General features: G+C 57.4%; 15 protein-coding genes. 7 read left to right on the forward strand and 8 right to left on the reverse strand.

The genetic code is table 11. The annotated features are described in order from the left end of the window. Positions 1–9: 9 nt before the first annotated feature. From P8Z34_08155 to P8Z34_08170, 4 genes are all read left to right on the forward strand, one after another. Positions 10–1,671 carry a methylmalonyl-CoA mutase family protein gene (locus tag P8Z34_08155; GenBank protein ID MEJ2550641.1) on the forward strand — a complete coding sequence of 554 codons (1,662 nt, stop codon included), beginning with the start codon at positions 10–12 and terminating at the stop codon, positions 1,669–1,671. Positions 1,672–2,011: 340 nt separating this feature from the next. Beyond that, a complete protein-coding gene (mce, locus tag P8Z34_08160) occupies positions 2,012–2,566 on the forward strand; it encodes a methylmalonyl-CoA epimerase (GenBank protein ID MEJ2550642.1) in 555 nt (184 codons plus the stop codon). Between the two features lie 181 nt (positions 2,567–2,747). Next, entirely contained in the window at positions 2,748–4,208 is a 1,461-nt protein-coding gene (locus tag P8Z34_08165; protein MEJ2550643.1) for a methylmalonyl-CoA mutase family protein, read from the forward strand. A gap of 38 nt (positions 4,209–4,246) precedes the next feature. Next, positions 4,247–4,978: a hypothetical protein gene (locus tag P8Z34_08170; protein MEJ2550644.1), complete on the forward strand. Its 732-nt coding sequence runs from the start codon at positions 4,247–4,249 to the stop codon at positions 4,976–4,978. A 73-nt stretch (positions 4,979–5,051) separates the two neighbouring features. On the opposite strand, the gene P8Z34_08175 is transcribed toward P8Z34_08170, so the two are convergent. Next, a complete protein-coding gene (locus tag P8Z34_08175; protein MEJ2550645.1) occupies positions 5,052–5,360 on the reverse strand; it encodes a hypothetical protein in 309 nt (102 codons plus the stop codon). Between the two features lie 268 nt (positions 5,361–5,628). Here P8Z34_08175 and P8Z34_08180 point away from each other — a divergent pair, with 268 nt between their 5' ends. Further along, on the forward strand, positions 5,629–6,831 hold the full coding sequence (locus P8Z34_08180; protein ID MEJ2550646.1) for a 6-phosphofructokinase: 1,203 nt from the start codon (positions 5,629–5,631) through the stop codon (positions 6,829–6,831). 34 nt (positions 6,832–6,865) lie between these two features. Further along, complete coding sequence (locus P8Z34_08185; protein MEJ2550647.1) at positions 6,866–7,801, forward strand: radical SAM protein; 936 nt, start codon at positions 6,866–6,868, stop codon at positions 7,799–7,801. 95 nt (positions 7,802–7,896) lie between these two features. On the opposite strand, the gene pfkA is transcribed toward P8Z34_08185, so the two are convergent. The 7 genes from pfkA to P8Z34_08220 form a co-directional block, all read right to left on the reverse strand. Next, entirely contained in the window at positions 7,897–8,877 is a 981-nt protein-coding gene (pfkA, locus tag P8Z34_08190) for a 6-phosphofructokinase (GenBank protein ID MEJ2550648.1), read from the reverse strand. Next, the gene (locus P8Z34_08195) at positions 8,874–12,710 is read right to left on the reverse strand and encodes a DNA polymerase III subunit alpha (protein MEJ2550649.1); all 3,837 of its coding nucleotides are present in this window, start codon (positions 12,708–12,710) and stop codon (positions 8,874–8,876) included. The genes pfkA and P8Z34_08195 overlap by 4 nt, the downstream gene beginning before the upstream one ends. A gap of 277 nt (positions 12,711–12,987) precedes the next feature. Beyond that, positions 12,988–14,031: a hypothetical protein gene (locus tag P8Z34_08200; protein ID MEJ2550650.1), complete on the reverse strand. Its 1,044-nt coding sequence runs from the start codon at positions 14,029–14,031 to the stop codon at positions 12,988–12,990. Between the two features lies 1 nt (position 14,032). Next, the gene (locus P8Z34_08205; protein MEJ2550651.1) at positions 14,033–14,578 is read right to left on the reverse strand and encodes a zf-HC2 domain-containing protein; all 546 of its coding nucleotides are present in this window, start codon (positions 14,576–14,578) and stop codon (positions 14,033–14,035) included. Beyond that, the gene (locus P8Z34_08210) at positions 14,556–15,158 is read right to left on the reverse strand and encodes a sigma-70 family RNA polymerase sigma factor (GenBank protein MEJ2550652.1); all 603 of its coding nucleotides are present in this window, start codon (positions 15,156–15,158) and stop codon (positions 14,556–14,558) included. The genes P8Z34_08205 and P8Z34_08210 overlap by 23 nt, the downstream gene beginning before the upstream one ends. 140 nt (positions 15,159–15,298) lie before the next feature. Continuing rightward, entirely contained in the window at positions 15,299–17,230 is a 1,932-nt protein-coding gene (locus P8Z34_08215; protein MEJ2550653.1) for an ABC transporter ATP-binding protein, read from the reverse strand. A gap of 173 nt (positions 17,231–17,403) precedes the next feature. Then, positions 17,404–18,711: a CapA family protein gene (locus P8Z34_08220; GenBank protein ID MEJ2550654.1), complete on the reverse strand. Its 1,308-nt coding sequence runs from the start codon at positions 18,709–18,711 to the stop codon at positions 17,404–17,406. 400 nt (positions 18,712–19,111) lie between these two features. On the opposite strand from P8Z34_08220, the gene P8Z34_08225 reads away from it, so the two are divergent. Further along, positions 19,112–19,651 (forward strand): GIY-YIG nuclease family protein, encoded by a 540-nt coding sequence (locus P8Z34_08225; protein ID MEJ2550655.1) that lies wholly within the window; start codon positions 19,112–19,114, stop codon positions 19,649–19,651. Positions 19,652–19,659 lie beyond the last annotated feature (8 nt).

Raw genomic sequence — 19,659 nt, forward strand, 5'->3', positions numbered from 1 at the left:
GAAATCGCAATGACAAAGTCTGTCGAAGAATCGTTGGAAGAATGGCAAGAAAACACGCTCCGTCCCACGTTGGAACGCTATCCGGAACGCAAGGATCGCTTCGAAACTTCTTCGGGGATTCCCCTCGAACGTTTTTACACTGAATCCCTGAGCGAAGCGGATTACCTGCAGAAGCTGGGATTTCCGGGCGATTATCCCTATACCCGCGGCGTGCAACCCACCATGTACCGCGGCCGGTTGTGGACCATGCGGCAGTACGCCGGGTACGCCAGCGCAGAGGAAACCAACCGGCGCTTCCGTTACCTGCTGGAACAGGGCCAGACCGGCCTATCGATCGCCTTCGACCTGCCCACGCAAATCGGCTACGACGCGGACGATCCCATCGCCTCCGGCGAGGTCGGCAAAGTGGGGGTTTCGATTTCCTGCCTGGACGACATGGAGCAATTGTTCGCCGAAATCCCGCTCGACAAAGTATCCACCAGCATGACCATCAACGCCCCGGCGACGATCCTGCTGGCGATGTACATCGCCATCGCCAAACGCCAGGGAGTCGATATTGCCAGCCTGCGGGGAACCGTACAGAACGACATTCTCAAGGAGTACGTCGCCCGGGGAACGTACATCTTCCCGCCGGGTCCCTCGATGCGCCTGATTACCGACGTGTTCCGCTACTGCCGCGAAGACGTACCGCGTTGGAACACGATCTCCATCTCCGGCTATCACATTCGCGAGGCAGGTTCGACGGCCGTTCAGGAACTGGCCTTCACGCTCGCTAACGCTATCGCCTACGTGCAGGCAGCGCTGGATGCCGGGCTAGAAATCGATGAATTCGCCCCGCGTCTTACCTTCTTCTTCAACGCCCACAATCAGTTTTTGGAGGAAATCGCCAAATTCCGCGCCGCACGGCGCCTGTGGGCGCGCATCATGCGCGAGCGCTTCAAAGCGGAAAACCCGCGCTCCTGGTGCCTGCGCTTCCACACCCAGACTGCTGGCTGCACGCTCACCGCACAGCAGCCGCACAACAACGTGGTGCGCGTTACACTGCAGGCGCTTTCCGCCGTTCTGGGCGGCACCCAATCATTGCACACCAACAGCATGGACGAAGCGCTGAGCCTACCCACAGAACAGGCCGTTCAGGTGGCGCTGCGTACGCAGCAGATCATCGCGCACGAATCCGGGGTGAGCGATTCGATCGACCCCCTGGCCGGTTCCTACCTGATCGAGCATCTGACGGACGAAATCGAATCCGGGGTGATGGACTACATCCGGAAAATCGATGATCTCGGCGGCGCGTTGGCGGCCATCGAGCAGGGCTACATCCAGCGCGAGATTCAGGACGCCGCCTATCGCACGCAGCGCGAGATCGAACTCGGTGAATCCGTCGTCGTGGGAGTCAACAAATACGAGACAGACGAGGCGCTCGACATGGCGCGGCTCGTCGTCGATCCCGCCATCGAAACGGCGCAGCGGGAGCGCCTGGCTGCGGTTCGCCAGCGCCGGGACGCCGCACGTGCCGCCGAGCTGCTTGACCGCCTCGAGGCGATCGCCGTGGGAGAAGAGAACCTGATGCCGCATCTGATCGAGTGCGTGGAAGCCGATTTGACCCTGGGCGAGATCTGCGGGCGGCTGCGGCAGGTGTGGGGGGAATACCGTCCGCCGACGGGGATTTAATCTATTTGCGCTGGTGCCGGGACGTATCGGCAGCCGCCGCTTATTCCTGCTGGCACCGGATGTGTATCCGGTGCCGATGATCAGCGGATTATTATCCGCTGACGCTTATCTTCAGGAATATTGACCCGGTTTTATGGTTCCCGCAACATGAAGATCGGCAGATAAATATCTGCCCAAGATGGGTTGCGGATGAATATCCGCAACCAGCAAGTCAGGTCTGCTGGCGCCGGTACGTATCCGGTCAGCGGATTTCGATCCCCAGCCGGCAGACTCGACCCGCCCCCGGTTTCACTCTTTCAATTCCCGTGTAGAATAGAATCAACGAGAGGCAGGGTAGCCTATGCCGTCCATTATTCGCATCGATCACGTCGCCATCGTCGTCGAGGACATCGACCGGGCATTGCATTTCTGGCGCGACGCCCTCGGACTCGACGTCACCCACGTGGAAGATGTCGCCGGGCAAGACGCCATCGTCGCCTTTCTCCCCATGGGCTGTTCTGAAGTCGAACTGGTGAAACCGACCAGCGAGCAAACCGGCGTTGCCCGCTATCTCAAGCGGCGCGGGCCGGGAATCCACCACATTTGTTTCGAAGTCGACGACATCGAAGCCACACTCGGCAAACTGGCGCAGCACGACATCCAGTTGATCAACCAGGAACCTGTCGTCGGCACCGGCGGCAAGAAGATCGCCTTCATCCACCCCAAAAGCACCCACGGGGTTCTGGTCGAATTGTACGAGCTCACGGACCAGGAACCGGTGATTCGCCTGGCACGCGCCCGTGAACTCGCCGATCGAGCGATGCTGCAGGGTCAGGCCGTCGCCTCTGGAATCCTGGCATTTCTGCGCGGGTTACGCAGCGGCGCCGAAACGATGCTCGGTGACGACCCAGATTAGGCCCAAATTATTCCCCCAACTCAACCGACGTCCGGTATCCGCGCTCGCGCCGTGCTATAATCACGAACTACTCGGTGGAGGTCTTCATGTTGGATTCGAAGAAGCGTGAAGCGCTGAAAAAAGCGCTGGACGACTGGCGAACGAAGACTCTCGACCCGATCCTCGAACGATTCCCCGAGGGATTCATCCAACGATGTACCGCGGCAGGCCGTGGACGATGCGCATGTTCGCCGGTTTCGGCACCGCGGAAGATACCAACCAGCGCTTCCACTACCTGCTCGATCAGGGACAAACCGGATTGTCGATCGCTTTCGATTTACCCACCCTGATGGGCTACGACAGCGACGCGGCCGAAGCCGCAGGCGAATTCGGTAAGTGCGGGGTTGCCGTCTCCTCGCTCGAAGACATGGAAACCCTGCTTAAAGACATACCTCTGGACAAGATTTCCACCAGCATGACGATCAACTCCCCCGCCGCTGTGATCTGGGCGATGTATATCGCCGCGGCGGAAAATCAAGGCGTCCCTCCGGAACGACTGCGCGGCACGATTCAAAACGATATTCTCAAAGAATACATCGCCCAGAAGGAATACATCTTCCCGCCCCAACCCTCGATGCGCCTCGTCACGGACACCGTCGAATATGGCACGAGATGTCTGCCGGAATGGAACACCGTCTCGATTTCCGGCTATCACATCCGTGAGGCCGGCGCGACTGCGGTACAGGAATTGGCCTTTACGCTGGCGGACGGCATGGAATACGTTCGCTGGGCGCTGAAGCGAGGACTGGACGTCGACGAGTTCGCGCCGCGCCTGTCCTTCTTCTTCAACGCACACAACGATTTCTTCGAGGAGATCGCCAAGTACCGCGCAGCGAGACGCGTTTGGGCCAGGGAAATGCGAGACGCATTTCGGGCAAGAAACCCTCGCTCCTGGCTGCTGCGTTTCCACACCCAGACCGCCGGCGTCAGCCTCACAGCCCAGCAGCCCGAGATCAACGCCGTCCGCGTGGCGATTCAAGCATTGGCCGCCGTCCTGGGCGGCACCCAATCGCTGCACACCAATTCGATGGACGAGGCTTTGGCCCTGCCGTCACAGCCGGCCGTCAAGCTCGCCCTGCGTACGCAGCAAATTCTGGCCCAGGAATCCGGCGTTGTAAACACCGTCGACCCACTCGGCGGGTCGTATTTCGTCGAAAGTATGACGAATCGGATCGAAAATCAGGTCCGCAGGTATCTGCAGCGCATCGACGAACTCGGCGGCGTGCTGCCTGCGATCGAGATGGGTTTCTTCCAGCGCGAGATCCAGGAGTCTGCATACCGATACCAGCGGGAGATCGACGAAAAACGGCGCCTGATCGTTGGTGTCAACGCCTACGAAGACGAACAACCGCTGCGCATCCCGCTGCTCAAGATCGATCCGCAAGGTTATCAACGGCAAATCGACCGTCTCCGGGATCTGCGCCGGCGGCGCGATAATGGAGCCGTCGGCCAGGCCCTGGACCGGCTGCGACTCGCCTGCCAGGGCGCGCAAAACACCATGCCCTTGATTCTCGAAGCCGTGCACGCCTATGCTACGCTGGGAGAAATCATCGAAGTGATGCGCGATGTCTTCGGAACCTATGTCGAACCGAGCTGGCTGTGAATTCGGCTCGTCGGAGATCGACGCCCCAGGGAGGAACGATGAGAACACGGAAATTCACAGCACTCTGCCTGGTCATTCTGCTTAACGTCAGCGCTGTTTTGGCCTGTTCGTTTCCCTTTGCGGACTCGGGCAATGAAACCGATGAATCCGGCACGACGGCTACAGTCACCCAGGCAGCTCCAACGGCGACCGAAACGGAGTTCGCCATCGAAACTGAAACCGCTGCGAGCACCGCGGAAGCATCCGCAACCCAGACACCCACGCTGACGGCTACGCCACCGACAGGCGGTGTCAGCTTGAACTGCGACGGCACGTACCAGCGGGTGCGCATTACGGATCACGGCAGCGCCGGCAAAACGATCTCCGTGGATAACAGGAGCGGTGGCGCGTGGGTGAACGTCTGGAACATGGCCAGCGGGGATCCCAACCAGCGCCAACTGATGCCCGAGGCAGGAACGTACGAATTCGGAGAATGCCGGCTGATGGTGGTCGTGCCCATGCGTTCATCCGGACCCCATCTATGGTATGAGTTGGGCATCTACGCCTGGAACGGCGTCGGGCTCTCCCAGGTGTATTACAACGAGGGCTATTACGGTGAGTGGTCGAAGATCGGCGACGTAATCACCTTTCGCGAGGCCAGCACGCTGGGCGGATCGCCCCTGGGCCCATGCGAATGGATGACCCTGGAACATGAATGGGACGGAACGGATTTCGTCCAGATCGGATCCGTGCTCGAGCCCGTAGCAGGATGCACCCCCATTGTCCCCTGAGCGGCCTGGTTAATACGAGCAAGCCAAATCAAGCAACTCGCCTTGCCTCACGACGGGCTGTATCGGTTCGCGTCTATCGGTGAAAGATGGAAACCGAGTGCATCATCTCGTCGAAGCACTCATGCCTGGAGCTGCAGTCTTGCGTTTCCCCATCGCCAAAATGTGACACCGCAAGATCCAAAACGGAGAGGGTGTCCTTGATGAAGAAATCGCGCACGAAAGGATCTTGCTCCTCCAAGAATTGATCCAGATCAAGCTGAAGGTTGGACAACGGACGCTGCGTACGTTGGCACAGCCATTCGATCGCATTCTCACGAAATGGTTCTCGGAGGTTTTCGACCCGGTCGACGATTCTCGCAACACTCGCGCCTCGAATTTTCATCGCTCAACTCCATGTTCCGACCTGCGGAGATTTTTGGATGCGTTCATGAATGAGATTGCAAGGTTCGTACCATTCGCGAATCAGGCGACACGTTCGAAGCGCATCAGGGTTTAACTTCTCGAAACCCGGTTTACCTTGATGAAACATCCACCCTTCTGCTAAGATTGGCGGAAGATACAAGAATGTGAATCATCGATATCAATTTGCGTTCCATGAAAAAACACATTCTCATGGCCGCGCATCGAAATCTCATATTGGAGTTGAAGACATGGCAAATGTAAACAAGAAAAAAGGAGTCCTCGGTATTCTGACGGGAGGCGGCGACGTGCCGGGGCTCAATCCGGCAATTCGGGCGGTCACGATTCGCGCCCTGCGCGAAGGATATGAAGTCATCGGCTTCCGCCGCGGCTGGGCAGGGACGATCAACGTCCTTCGCGATAAAAAAGCCGACAACAGCAAGAGTTACATGACGCTCACGGAAGAAATCGTCAACAAAGCCGGCAGGACCGGCGGCACCTTCATCCACACTTCGCGCACGAATCCAAGCCGTGTCGTCAAGGATAAGGTGCCTGTCCACCTCCAGGATACGTACAACGAGGAGACAAACGATCTCACTCCCGAGGTGCTCAAGAACCTCGATTTTCTCGGTATCGACTATTTGATCCCCATCGGTGGTGACGACACCTTGAGCTATGCGGTCCGGCTGTTCCAAGAAGGCGTCAAATGCGTGGCCATCCCGAAGACCATGGACAACGACGTTCCAGGCACGGATTACTGTATCGGCTTTAGCACCGCCGTAACCCGGACGATCAGCCTGACCAATTTACTTCGAACCTCCGCGGGCTCCCACGAGCGCTTCCTGATCATCGAGGTGTTCGGACGCTACGCAGGTTTTACGGCGATGCTTCCCACCATGGCCGGCGCGGCTAATCGCTGCGTGATCCCGGAATACACATTCAAGATCGACAGGCTGGCGCAGCTGCTGGTCGAAGATCGCAACAAGAACCCAAGCAGATATTCCGTGGTGCTGGTCTCGGAAGGCGCGATGTTCGAGGGCGGCGAGATGATCATCAAAGACACCAATAAGGATGCTTTCGGCCACATGAAATTGGGCGGTGTCGGGGACCTGGTTTCCGCCAAACTGAAGGAAATCTCGGGCAAATACAACAACGGTAGACAGATCAGTACGATCACCCAACGCCTGGCCTACCTGGTGCGTGGCGGCGATCCGGATGCGATCGACTCGATCGTACCCATGGCCTACGGAAACCTGGCGCTGGACCTGATCCTGGCCGGCGTACACGGCCGTCTCGTCGTTCTGAAAAACGGCCGCTACGATAACGTGCCGATCGACGTCGTGACCAGCACATCGAAATTGGTCGACGTCGATAAATTTTACAACACGGATCGCTTGCGCCCGCATTACAAGAGCTTCGAAATGAAACCGCTCTTCATCATGACTAGTGAGTGATTGACCGTTCGAGACAGGAGAGATGAATCAGCGCATGAACGCTGTGCGCCCTCGCTATCTTCGTCTGCACAAGGAAGGTGAACTGCAACGCCGCGCGCACGTTGCGCGCCAACATGAACGGGCATGCGACCTGTGTGCGCGCTACTGTCGTGTCGATCGATCGCAGCGCGTGGGCGCCTGCCGCACGAAATTGAAGGCGCTCGTCGCCTCTTACGGTCCGCACCACGGAGAAGAAGATCCCCTGCGCGGTTGGCGAGGTTCCGGAACGATCTTCTTCTCGTGGTGCAACTTACGCTGCCAGTACTGCCAGAACGCAGACATCAGCCAGAGTCCCGCCGGCCGGGAAGTGGATTCCCGGGAACTGGCCGCGATCATGCTCAGCCTGCAGGAATCGGGCTGCCACAATTTGAATTTCGTCTCGCCCTCCCACGTCGTTGCCGAAATCCTTGAAGCGCTGGTGATCGCCGTCGATCATGGGCTGCATCTCCCGCTTGTCTACAATACCGGTGGATTCGATTCCGTCGAAGCGCTGGCACTGCTCGAGGACGTCGTCGATATCTACATGCCGGACATGAAATACAGCGACCGCCTCACCGCCCGCCGCCTGTCGAAAGTCGGCAACTACCCGGAAGTCAACCGCAGCGCGGTAAAGGAAATGCATCGCCAGGTGGGAGACCTTCGACTCGACCCGGCGGGCATCGCCCAGCGGGGCCTGTTGGTGCGGCACCTCGTCCTGCCGCACGATCTCGCGGGCACGGAAGGCGTGGTGCAGTTTATCGCAGACGAGATTTCCAAAGAAACCTATTTGAACGTCATGGGACAATACCGTCCGGCCTTCAAGGCACATCGAATCGAGCACCTCGACCGAAATCTGCGCCCAGAGGAATACCAGCGCGGCGTCGAGTTGGCCCGGGCGGCCGGACTGACCCGCCTGGACAAACGTACACGAACGCCACGCCTGATCTTCTGACGCATGTCAGGAAAACCGGCTGGCGGCAGCGAAGCGAAACGCCCGGTACTCAATGCAGCCGGGCGTTGGTTTGTTTCCGGATTTTTGGGCGTGAATCAGCGGCTGATCATGCGCGCAATCTCAAAGTAACGCGGATTTGGGGACTGCTTGCGTGAGATCACTTTTTCCAACGGAGTGCCCACGATCGCTCCATCCTGCAAGCCGACCATTATGTCGGTTTTCCCGTCCAATAACAATTCGACCGCCCGGACGCCCAAGCGGGAAGCCAGCATGCGGTCGAACGCAGTCGGACTGCCGCCTCGCGGCACGTGACCCAGGATGGTCACCCGGGTTTCAAACCCGATGTCCCGCGCATTGAGTTCCGCGGCGATTTCGCTGCACTTGAGCTTCGCACCTTCCGCAACGACCACGATGGCGGAGTTCTTGCCGCGCGCGTAGGCGTTTTCGAGCACCTCGGCGACCTCGTCAATCGTGGCTTCCTCCTCGGGCACGATGATCATCTCCGCGCCGCACACGATTCCGACCTGCAAGGCCAGATAGCCGCATCCCCTGCCCATCGTCTCGACCAGAAAGGCGCGTTGATGGGAAGAGGCCGTGTCGCGTAGCTTGTCCACGGCTTCCATGATGGTGTTCAAGGCCGTATCGACGCCAATGGACATCTCCGTGCCGTAGATGTCGTTGTCGATCGACGCCGGAGCGCCCACGACCGGGAATTCGTACCCCGCCAAAGCATGGGCGCCGTGCATCGAACCATCGCCGCCGATCACGATCAGACCGTCAATTTCGGATTCATTCAACTCGCGCAGCGCCTCGCGCTGCCCCTTCTTGGTTTTGAATTCGGGGCAGCGAGCCGTTCGCAGGAACGTTCCGCCGCGCTGCAGGATTCCGCCCACATCCCGGGCGCGAAGTTCTTCCATTTCCCCGCGAATCAGGCCGTCGAAGCCCTCGTAGATTCCCATGACCTCAACGTTCTTCGTGATTGCAGTGCGCACAGCGGCGCGAATACAGGGATTGATTCCAGAGGCATCACCGCCGGAAGATAGTATTCCCATACGTTTGATTTTTGTCGCTGTCATTGCATCCTCAACGGTTCTACTCGAATTGTACCTTCTCCCAGCAAAGATAATAACTGCGAATGTAACTCGGGGCAATAGCCTGTCGTCGAGTTCGGAAATTCAAGATGATATCTGCGGGAAGCTTCAAACACGTGAAACACGTATTTATCGTTGCCCGGATACGAGGTCAGCAAACCATGCACTCGCCGCATGCGCAGGGTGTCCTTGTTGCGGTCGCCGGAAGATTTCAGCAGGATCGTCAATATCTGTGGGTTCGAACTTCCCCCACGCGAAGATTCCACATCGGGCCCGTAATTCGAAGCCCGAGCGGTGGGCTCCTCGACCGAAGGACGATTTTTGCCGTTGCCGGAAGGCGGGCTTTCCTCCTTCTTCTCCGCTTGTGACTCGGCGAGTTCCCCTGGAGTCTGCTGCGCATCTCCCTGCGTTGCTTCGGGCTGCAGCGTCGCATCGACGGATTCCATCGGCGGCTCACTTTCGGCGATGGACAGATGAACTTCCTCAACGGCCGTCTCGAAATCTTCGGGGAAGGATTCGACCGGCGCTGGTTCTTCAATCATCGCGTCGACGACGTTCGTTTCGGGGATCCCTTCCAGCTTCGTCTCGCGGAATTTGTCGGATTTTCCCTCGGGCAGCTCGGCGGTGATATGGTCGACCAGGATCTTGGGTTCCCCTCGCTCCAGGTCGACCTTGCCTTTCACGATCACGATCATGTCCTCGTGGAGCCAGTCCGTGACCCTGCTCCAAACCCGGCTGAAGACGACCAGTTCGATGTTTCCCTGCAGATCCTCGAGCGTCACGAAACCCATCGGTTTTCCGCTGCGAGTCTGATAGGGGCGAACGTGACTGACTTCACCGGCCACGACGACCGTTTGCCCGTGAATGGCGTCTTCCAATTCTGCGCTGTAGTGCGTGACGGTTTCCGAGAGTGTATCGATGTACGGCGTCAATGGGTGGTCAGAAACATAAACACCGAGGAGTTCCTTTTCCCAACGAAGCTGACGGCGTCGCGGTATTCCTACCGCAGCGGCGTCGAACTGCGGGCTTTCCGCTGCAGCAGAAGACGAGTCGAAAAACGTCATTTGCCCGACTTCGACGGCGCGGAAATGCGAAGCCGATACCGCCATCAAACGATCGGTCGATTCGAGCACGGCGGCGCGATCGGCCAACGAATCGATGGCGCCCACGCGGGCGAGGCTTTCGATGGCGCGCCGCCCGACCTGGCGTAAGTCCACGCGTTGAGCGAAGTCCGTGAGTGATTTAAATACTCCGCCCGTTTCCCGGGCGTCCAGGATTTTTTCGATGGCGCCTTCTCCAACGTTTTTAATCGCACCCAATCCAAAGCGAATCGCCCCCGGAGATTCTTCATCCGTCCTGGGTTCGATTTGGAAATCGAGCCCGCTGTGATTGATATCCGGCGGCAGGACGTCGAATCCCCGGCGCCGGCAGTCTGCAATGTAAATTGCCACCTTGTCGCTGTCGTGTTTGAAAACGGAAAGCAAAGCCGTCATGTACTCCAGTGCGTAGTGTGCCTTGAGATATGCCGTTTCCACGCAGATCACGGCATAGTCGGCGGCGTGACCTTTGGGAAAACCGTAGCGGGCGAAGGTCTCCCACTGATCGAAAATCGTGTTGGCCGCACTCTCCGGGATGTCGTTCTCGACGGCGCCTTTGACGAAGGTGCTGCGGTGCTTGCGTAAGACTGCCGCTTTCTTCTTCGCCACGGCCTTGCGTAGATTATCCGCATCGGAGGCCGAATAGCCGGCCAAATTCATGGCCGTATACATTATTTGCTCTTGATAAACGGTAATGCCGAATGTCTCTTTCAGGATCGGTTCCAAAGCCGGGTGCAGGTACTCGATGCGCTCCTGGCCATGCATTCGGCGGATGTAATCGGGGATCTTCTCGATCGGGCCGGGTCGATACAGCGCGACCATGGCAACCACGTTCGCAAGTTCGCGCGGTTTCATCTCGATCAGATTGCGGCGCATTCCCGCGCCTTCAACCTGGAAGACTCCCAAGACGTCTCCGCGGCCCAGCAGCTCGAACGTATCGGGATCGTCGAGAGGAATGGAATGAATATCCAGATCGATCCCGTGGTTCTCGCGGATCAGGCGGCAGGCTCTGGCCATCACCGTGAGCGTCGAGAGACCCAGGAAATCGACCTTGAGCAGTCCGAGCGAATCGAGCACGTTCATTTCAAACTGCGTGACGGCACCGACGGGATTGTCGTCCTGATGACCGCCAGTAGGGCGATGTAAGGGAATGTATTCCGTGATGGGCAAATCTGTGATGATCACGCCCGCGGCGTGCGTACCAGCGTTGCGCGCGACGCCTTCCAGTTGAGCCGCCGTGTCGATCAGTTCCCGCAGGTAAGACGTCTCGCTGCAGGCTTCCCGCAGCGCATCGACGGTCTTGAGCGCCTCGGGAATGCTGACCGGCTTTCCGGGGATGTTGGGCACCATTTTAGCGATACGGTCGACTTCGGGAAGCGGGATGTCCAACACCCGGCCGACGTCCCGAATCGCCGCACGCGCGCCCAGGGTGCCGAACGTGATGATCTGCGCCACGCGATCCCGGCCGTACTTGTTGGCCGTATACTCCAGCATTTTACAGCGCAAATCGTCCTGGAAATCGAGGTCGATATCCGGCATGGAGACACGTCCCGGATTAAGGAAGCGCTCGAAAATCAGCCCGTGATCGATGGGATCGACGAGAGTGATACCGAGACAGTAGGCCACGATCGAACCGGCCGCCGAACCGCGCGCGTTGTACCAGATGCCCTGTTCACGCGCATAGCGGCACAAATCCCAGACGATGAGGAAGTAGGTGTCGAATCCCATGTTGTGGATGATGGAGAGTTCGTATTCGAGCCGTTGCTGATAAACCGCATCCGAAGCGTGATCGCCGTAGCGCCCGCGCAGCCCGGCGTCGCACAACTCGCGAAGATACGACTGCGGTGTATACCCCTCCGGCACTTCGAAATTGGGCAGATGATAACCCTTGAAATCGAGATCCACATTACAGCGTTCGGCGATGAGCAGCGTGTTCTCCAGCGCGCCGGGCACATGGCCGAAGAGCTGCGCCATTTCTTCTGCCGGGCGTAGATAATACGATGGATCCGTCATGCGCATGCGATCCGGATCGCTTCGCACGGCTCCCGTTTGGATGCAGAGCAGGATGTCCTGCAAGGCAGCGTCTTGTGGATTTACATAATGCACGTCGTTCGTGGCGATGAAGTTCGCTTGATAGTGTTTTCCGAGGTCGATCAACTGCTGGTTTACCGCAGGCAGTTCGGGGATGTCGTGATGCTGTAATTCGAAGAAAAAGCGATCGCGCCCGAAAACATCGTAATACCAATCGAGACGTTCGCGAGCGTGATCCGGGCGGCCCTGCAGCAGCGCACGCGGGATCTCCCCCGACATGCAGCCGGTCGTGCAGATCAACCCCTCGCTGTGCTCGGCGAGAAATTCGCGATCGATGCGAGGCCGGTAATAAAAGCCATCCAGCTGAGCTGCAGTGGCAATCTTCAGCAGATTCTTGTAACCCGTTTGATTCTCGGCGAGAAGTAGAAGATGAAAGGATCGCCCGTCCATTTTCGGATCGCGATCCTTCATGCCGCGGGCGGCGAGGTACGTTTCCATGCCGATGATCGGCTTGATACCTGCTTTGCGCGCCTGTTGATAGAAAGAGACGATCCCAAACATGGCGCCGTGATCCGTCAGGGCGATGGCCGGCATATCGAGTTCAGCCGCGCGTCGCACCAGTTTCGGAATCCGGCTCAGGCCATCCAGCAAGGAATACTCAGAATGTACGTGCAAGTGGACAAATGACATCTGCAACCTGAGTCCTTGAGGATGTGAGGCATTATAGCGCATCCCCCAACCCTCGCGCTAGTCTTCAGACCGCAATTTATAAAATTTTAAGGTTCCCCACAGGTCGATCGTCACGAAAAGTAAATTATGGCGTCCGCTAAATAGGACATAAAGGAATCACAAGGGAGTGATTTGCCATCACTCCCTTGCGTTCGTTCCTCACGAACGGACCTTTATCAAGAGGGATCCAATGTCGAAGGAGTTCCGTCCGCACTTTTCTTCGCTGAATGTTCCGGCCTCACTGATCCTTGCCCTCCTCGGATTCGTCCGGACTCTTTTTGGACGAGGATTCCGCTTCTGCGGCCATACTGGGAGGGCTGAATTCGGGCTCAATGTATGGGTAGGTTCGTGTACCGAAACGGGTCAGCAAGACCGCCCCCAGACCGAAAGCCCCGACCAACAGGGAGAAGAGAAAACCGAAACACGGGATGAACACGATCCCACCGACGACCAGGCTGAGCACGAGCGTGCCCAACCCCGCGGACAACACCGGCTGGAAATCCTGATTGAGCGCCTTTTCGAGCCGGTTCCCCACTTCATAACCGAGCACGACGATGCCGAAGACCCAGGCCACCCCAAATACCAGGAACCCGACGAGTGAGACCGGGATCAAGCAGACCGTGACGATGAGAAGGGTCAACACGGGCATGACCACGAAAAGGGTCAGCAAACCCAATCCTCCGGCTGCGGCGGGCTTGGTGATCACGACTTGCGCCGCCGTTCGAGTGGGTTTCGGCCAGAACAGCACCACCATCACCGCGATCGCCGTCATCAGGAAACTCATGAATAGGTACGAGATCACTCGCGCCTCGATACTCATTCCGAAGCCCGGCAGGGGTGGTACGGAGAGACGATCGAATTCGAACTCGAAATTCTCAAAATCGTAAGGGATCGCAAAATCCGTGCCGCTGATGATATCACCCTGGATCTGTGCCGCATCCGCGTTCAGATTCCCACCCAGCGTAGCCACGTCACCTTGGATCAACGCAGCAGGACCGAGATTGGTATTCCCTCCGACGATGATCACATCGCCATCGATCTGGCCGTAAACCTCGAGATTGCCGCCCAGCACGAGCACTGAGCCCGTGACGCGTGATTCTTCCTCCAGGTAGGCCGCCCCACCGATAACCGCCAGATCCCCATCGAGGATTTCTCCGCTTTCGAGGCGATAGGTGCCGCCAAGAACGACGCGGCCATCCGAGGATTCACTGGCAAATGCGGGCGTGGGAATGGCAAGAGTCAGCAGGACAATCAAACCCACAACTGCAGATAAACGTTTCATCTTATAACCTCCTACGAAACGGCAAAATGCCGAGACGATACATCGATGTAAACCATAAGGCAAACATCGTGAACAATACGAAAGGAATGGCAATACGATACCCCAGCGGAATGCTGGTGATCGTGCTCTCCAAGATCGTGCCCAGAATTTCCCGGGCCAGGTTCAGATGTACGAGCATGGCGGAAATGTTTTCGAACCAGGCGATGAATTGAGGAGCTACCAGTTGAAGCAGCGGCAAAAGCCGGGCACCAAGAACGAGCAGCAGCACAAACAAACCCGCCGTGAGCGTCGCCACGGATGATGTAGTCTCCCGCTGGCGTTCGATTCTTCGTTGACGTGCCAGGCGCGCGCGCCAGCGCTGCGTGAAACCCGGGCGAGGCGACAGCGTTGCCGCATTGAAAAACCGGCTTTCTACGGCATGCAGCGCTTCTGCATACGCAGCACACCGCGCACAAGAGGCAAGATGATCCTGCAGCAAGCGCGCCTCACTTCCGGAGAGCGCATCCTGCTCGAACAACCATTTCTCAAAGGGCTGATGCTTCATCATGTCTACCTCGCGTCGTCAAAAGACTGGTTTCCTGTTCCATCCACTGCTGTGCTACTTCACGCCGGGCCCGGTGCAACCGGCTTTTCACGGCCGAAACGGTAAGGGAAAGCGTTTGCGATATCTCCTCGTACGACATCTCATACCAGTAACGTAAAACGATCGCGGCACGGTCTTTCTCCGCCAATTGATGCAGCACGTTACGAACCGATTCCTCGGTCTCGGAACGGGCGACCATGGCTTCCGGACCCGGTTTGTCATCGGGCTTCTCCTGACTCGGAAGCAGGTCCTCCAAAGACAGGGCCAGAATGCGTTTCTTCCGCAGACGATCGATACAGTGATGCGAAGCGATGGAAAGCAGCCAGGTCGTGAACGAACGATTCAAATCGTAGCTGCCGAGTCCCTGATAGGCCTTGAGGAAGGATTCCTGCGCTGCGTCTTCCGCTTCCGCCCCGTCACCCAACATACGGTAGCAAAGGTTGTAGACGGGCGACTGATACGCTTCGACCAAACGAGCGAATGCATCATCATCGCCAAGCACGGCGAGGCCTATCCATTCCTGTTCCTGTGTCCGATCAGGCATACCCGTCTCTTTGTCCGCGAGCGTTTCTACTTCCTATACGCAGAGATTGTCCTCAGGTTGCACGTATTTTACAAGGATTTGAAATAATGAAGCGAGCAGGAGCACCGTACGCAATGACGGGATGAGGCGCGGCGCAGCGCTTACACCGCGACCCTGAACTGCGTTTCGTACAATTGGGCGTACATCCCGCCCATGGTCAGCAATTCATCGTGACGGCCCTGTTCGACCAGTCGGCCCTCATCGAGCACCAGAATCTGATCCGCACCGATGACCGTGCTCAGCCGGTGGGCGATCACGAATGAAGTTCTGCCCTGCATCACGACCTCCATCGCTTGTTGAATAAGCGCTTCGGATTGAGAATCGAGATGGCTGGTGGCTTCGTCCAGAATCAACACTTTCGGGTCTTTCAATAGAACGCGGGCGATGGCCACGCGCTGTTTCTCGCCACCAGAAAGTCGATAGCCGCGTTCGCCAACGACCGTATCGTAGCCGCGCGGCAAGGAGTCAATGAAACCGTGGATATTCGCGGCGCGGCAAGCGCGCTCGAGTTCCGCTTGCGTCGCATCGGGTTTGGCGTAGCGAAGGTTTTCCGCCAATGTCGTGTGGAACAGAAAAGTTTCTTGCGTGACCATGCCGACATTTTCGGCCAGCGAATCGATGGCCAGATCGCGGATATCATGGCCATCGAGTAGAACGCGGCCTTGCGTGGGGTCATACAGCCTGGGAATCAGGTACGTGATCGTCGTTTTTCCGGCTCCGCTCGGCCCGACGAGCGCTGCGATCTCGCCCGCGTTCACCTCAAAACTGACCTCTCGAAGTGCGTAGCGAATTTCGTCGTCGCCTTCAGGCGCGGTTCCACCGCCTTCCCTGGCCGGCGTTTCCGATATCACGTACGCGGCATGGCGTCCCCATCGAAAGCGGCGCACTTCCTCCAGGCCGACGATCGCTTCTTGGGAGCCTCTGTAACTGAAGGACACGTCATCAAAGCGGATGTGGCCTTGCGCATTCTTGAGGTAAATTGCATTCGGACGATCTTGGATCTCGATGGGCAAATCCATGACCTCGAAGACCCGTTCGAAACTGACCATCGAAGTGGCGAACTCAACCCGCGCATTGGTCATTGCCATGAGCGGGCCATACAGGTCACTCAGATATGCAGTGAATGCGACGATGGTGCCGATGGTGAAAGCGCCGCGCAGCACCAATTGACCACCCACCCAGAAGACCAGAGCCGTGCCGATGGCGCCGGACAAGCTCAGGGCGAGATTGAACCAACGGCCTACCACAGCCTGGCGCACGCCAATATCTCGCACGCCTGCAGCTCGTTCTTCGAATCGTGCAATCTCGGATTTATGACGCCCGAAAATCTTGATCAACAGCGCGCCGCTGATGTTGAGCGTCTCATTCATCAGGGCATTCATGCGTGCGTTGAGATCCATCGATTCTCTTGCGATCCTGCGCAGCACCTTGCCAACCCGGCGTGCGGGCAGGACAAACAGCGGCAGAATGGCGATTCCGATCAGCGTCAAGCGCCACTCGAGTGACAACATCAATACCAACGTCGCGATCAAAGAGAAGATGTTGCTGACAATCGTAACCAGAGTTCCGGTTATGGCTCGCTGTGCGCCGATCACATCGTTGTTCAAGCGGGACATCATCTCACCCACTTGTGTATTCGTGTAGAACCGCAGACTCATGCTTTGCAAATGCGCATAAACGGAACGGCGCAGGTCGAATATGATGCCCTCACCGATGCGCGCACTGGTGTAGCGCTGGATCACTCCGAGCAGTCCGTTTGCCAGGGGCACTGCGACCATGCCCAACGCCAGCAGGTTGAGCCGTGTGAGATTCTTTTGTGGAATAGCGTGATCGATCAAATCCCGAATGAGCAGCGGCGGGATCAGCGCGAGCAACGAGATTGCCAGCATCGTGATCAATACAACGACGACGCCCTTCCAGTATGGGAAAGCATAATCGGACACTCGGCGCAGCAGCGCACGGCTTACTTCCGGTCGATCCTGATCCTCATCGTAGCGGATGTACGACCACCAACCCCCACTGTGCATACCCATCGGTGCTTACCTCAGATAGCCCTGGATTTTCAGTCAGGAACATTATATCGCAGCGTAGAAGCTCGTTAGCCGGAGCACACGAAAGCCAGGACGCTGGGTGCGATTGGGATTTCAACAAAGTCGGAGCATCTACAGCCGCAGGGACGATCGTGTGGCGTACCGGGGCGGCCGCATCAATCTACGAGGTTGTCTGCGGCATCTTCGCTTCCGAGATCGTCGGTGGCCAGATTGGAGAGAACAGGGAAATCCTCCATGAAGAGGATATTCTCGAAGGCATAGATTACCTCGGCCTGAATCGCCGAGGTTGCGATGCTGGGGACCATGCACTTCGCAGAGTAGAAAACGTGATCGTGGACGGAGATCAACTCGGTTTTCCGAATTTCGACTTCCAGCCACACATTCTTCCGCACGTCGTTGGTGTAAAAGGCGTAATCATCCGGAAAACATTGATCCATCATCCCGTTCCCCAGGCCAAAAAAGATGGGGGTATCTTCGATCTGGAGAACGCCTTGCGGTACGTGCGCGCCGTGACCGATGACGAGATCCGCACCGTATTGAACGGCTGCAAGAGCGAATTGCACTTGATTTTCTGTAACCGCTCGCTCGAATTCCTTTCCACTGTGAAACGTGACGATGAGGAAGTCGACCGCCGGTCTCAGTTTCTCCATGTCCTCTTTAAACACCTCCGCATCCATCGGCATGACGCCCGCGTGGTCTGAGTCGGCGACCCATGCATCGATGATCACGTTGGTATCGGCGTACGCCAGGATCCCGATCACCGTTCCGTCGAGCTCGAGGACGTATGGCGCCCGAGCCGTCGAGAGATCTTTGCCGGCGCCGAGAACGCTGATTCCGGCATCCGAAAGAGTCTTGATCCCATGGCGCATGCACGCTTCACCCAGATTCATCGTATGGTTGTTGGCTTGATCGATCGCCAACGCCGTCTCCCCCAGTTCGGTCTGCAAACCAATCAGGGAAGCAGGAGTCACCCAAAGGATGTTACTCCCGCGGGGCTTCAGATCGAAACCGGCTTCGACGGGATCACACAGCCCGCCTTCTGCGTTGAAGAACACGAGGTCCATACCCTGCATCAACGGCAGCAGGTTTACGAAGGAATCGACCAGGGGAACATGCCAATCCGGATTGTCTCCCCAACGTCCTTCGTTTACATCGCCGCCAAAGAGTAAATGTACGGAATCCTGAGGGGTGTCTGCGGCTTTCGGCTCCGGTTCGGAAACGATGGAAGACAGCTTTCCCGTAAGCGGTGCCGGGGTAGGACTCACGATCGACTCGACTTCCTGGAACGCATCAGAGGGATGTAGTTGGGTTTGTGGGAGCACGACTTCTTCAACCGATTCAAGGGCAACCGGATTGATTATGGGGAAGAACGATATCACCAGGGCGAATGAAACCATGAGGCTCAAACCGAAGCCCATGGCCAAGTAGAGACTGTGCTGTGGCCTGATGAGACCATTCTCCACGTTATCAACCTATCGAGTTCGCGATTTTGGCGATCGAGGTGGCCTGCCGGCGCAGGCAGGACATGATCGTAAAACGTCGCTGTACGAGCTTGGATACTTATTGAACCATTGCTTAATGTGTTTTTCATAGGGGAAATATCTCCCAATACCCGCTTCTATTATTTATGTCGAGTTCGATTCAGAATTCCATAGAATCAAGTTGCCCCAGACCGGTTGGATGGACCACGCATCATCGATCGCTGCACTCCTCTCAAAAGCAAGCGTTCAGCCGAAGTTTTCACCCACCGAATCGAAGTGTTATACTGCGACAAGCAAGCGCACACTGTTCTTACATCACCGAGTCGACGACGCAGCCCAAAGGAACTCTCGGAAACGATTGCGCCAATGCGGGGAAGAAAAGGTGAAAAAATCGCTAAACAAGGAAGACATTTTCCCTGCCAGTGAGAGGAATGAGAACTCCAAACTCGCGGAACTCCTGGCAACCGATGCACCAGGCGCGTATGCGATCGTCATCCTACTGAAGCGGCGCTGCGATCTGCCCGTAGGACGGTTGGGAATCCACTCATTTGCACCCGGTTATTCCATCTATCTCGGCAGCGCGCTCGGTCCCGGAGGGGTGCGGGCAAGAGTCCAGCGTCATCTGCGCTGCACGACGATGAAACCGGCGCATTGGCAAGTTGACCGTCTCCTGGCTGTGGGCGAGATCGTCGAAGTGTGGTGGAGATACGGAAAAGAACGTATGGAGTGCCTTTGGTCCGCAAGGCTGAGCAAGATCGGCAGCATTCAAGTTCCAGGATTTGGCGCCTCGGACTGCCGCTGCCCCGGCCATCTCGTACGCTTCGAAGATCGAAACCGCGTATCGATCGCTTACAAACATCTCGGAGTCGATCTTCATCGGCAGAAAATCGTCGAAACTCATCCGCTCGCGCCGCCCGGTTAGGAGGGAAA

The sequence above is a fragment of the Anaerolineales bacterium genome, from assembly GCA_037382465.1.
Lineage (GTDB): Bacteria > Chloroflexota > Anaerolineae > Anaerolineales > E44-bin32 > WVZH01.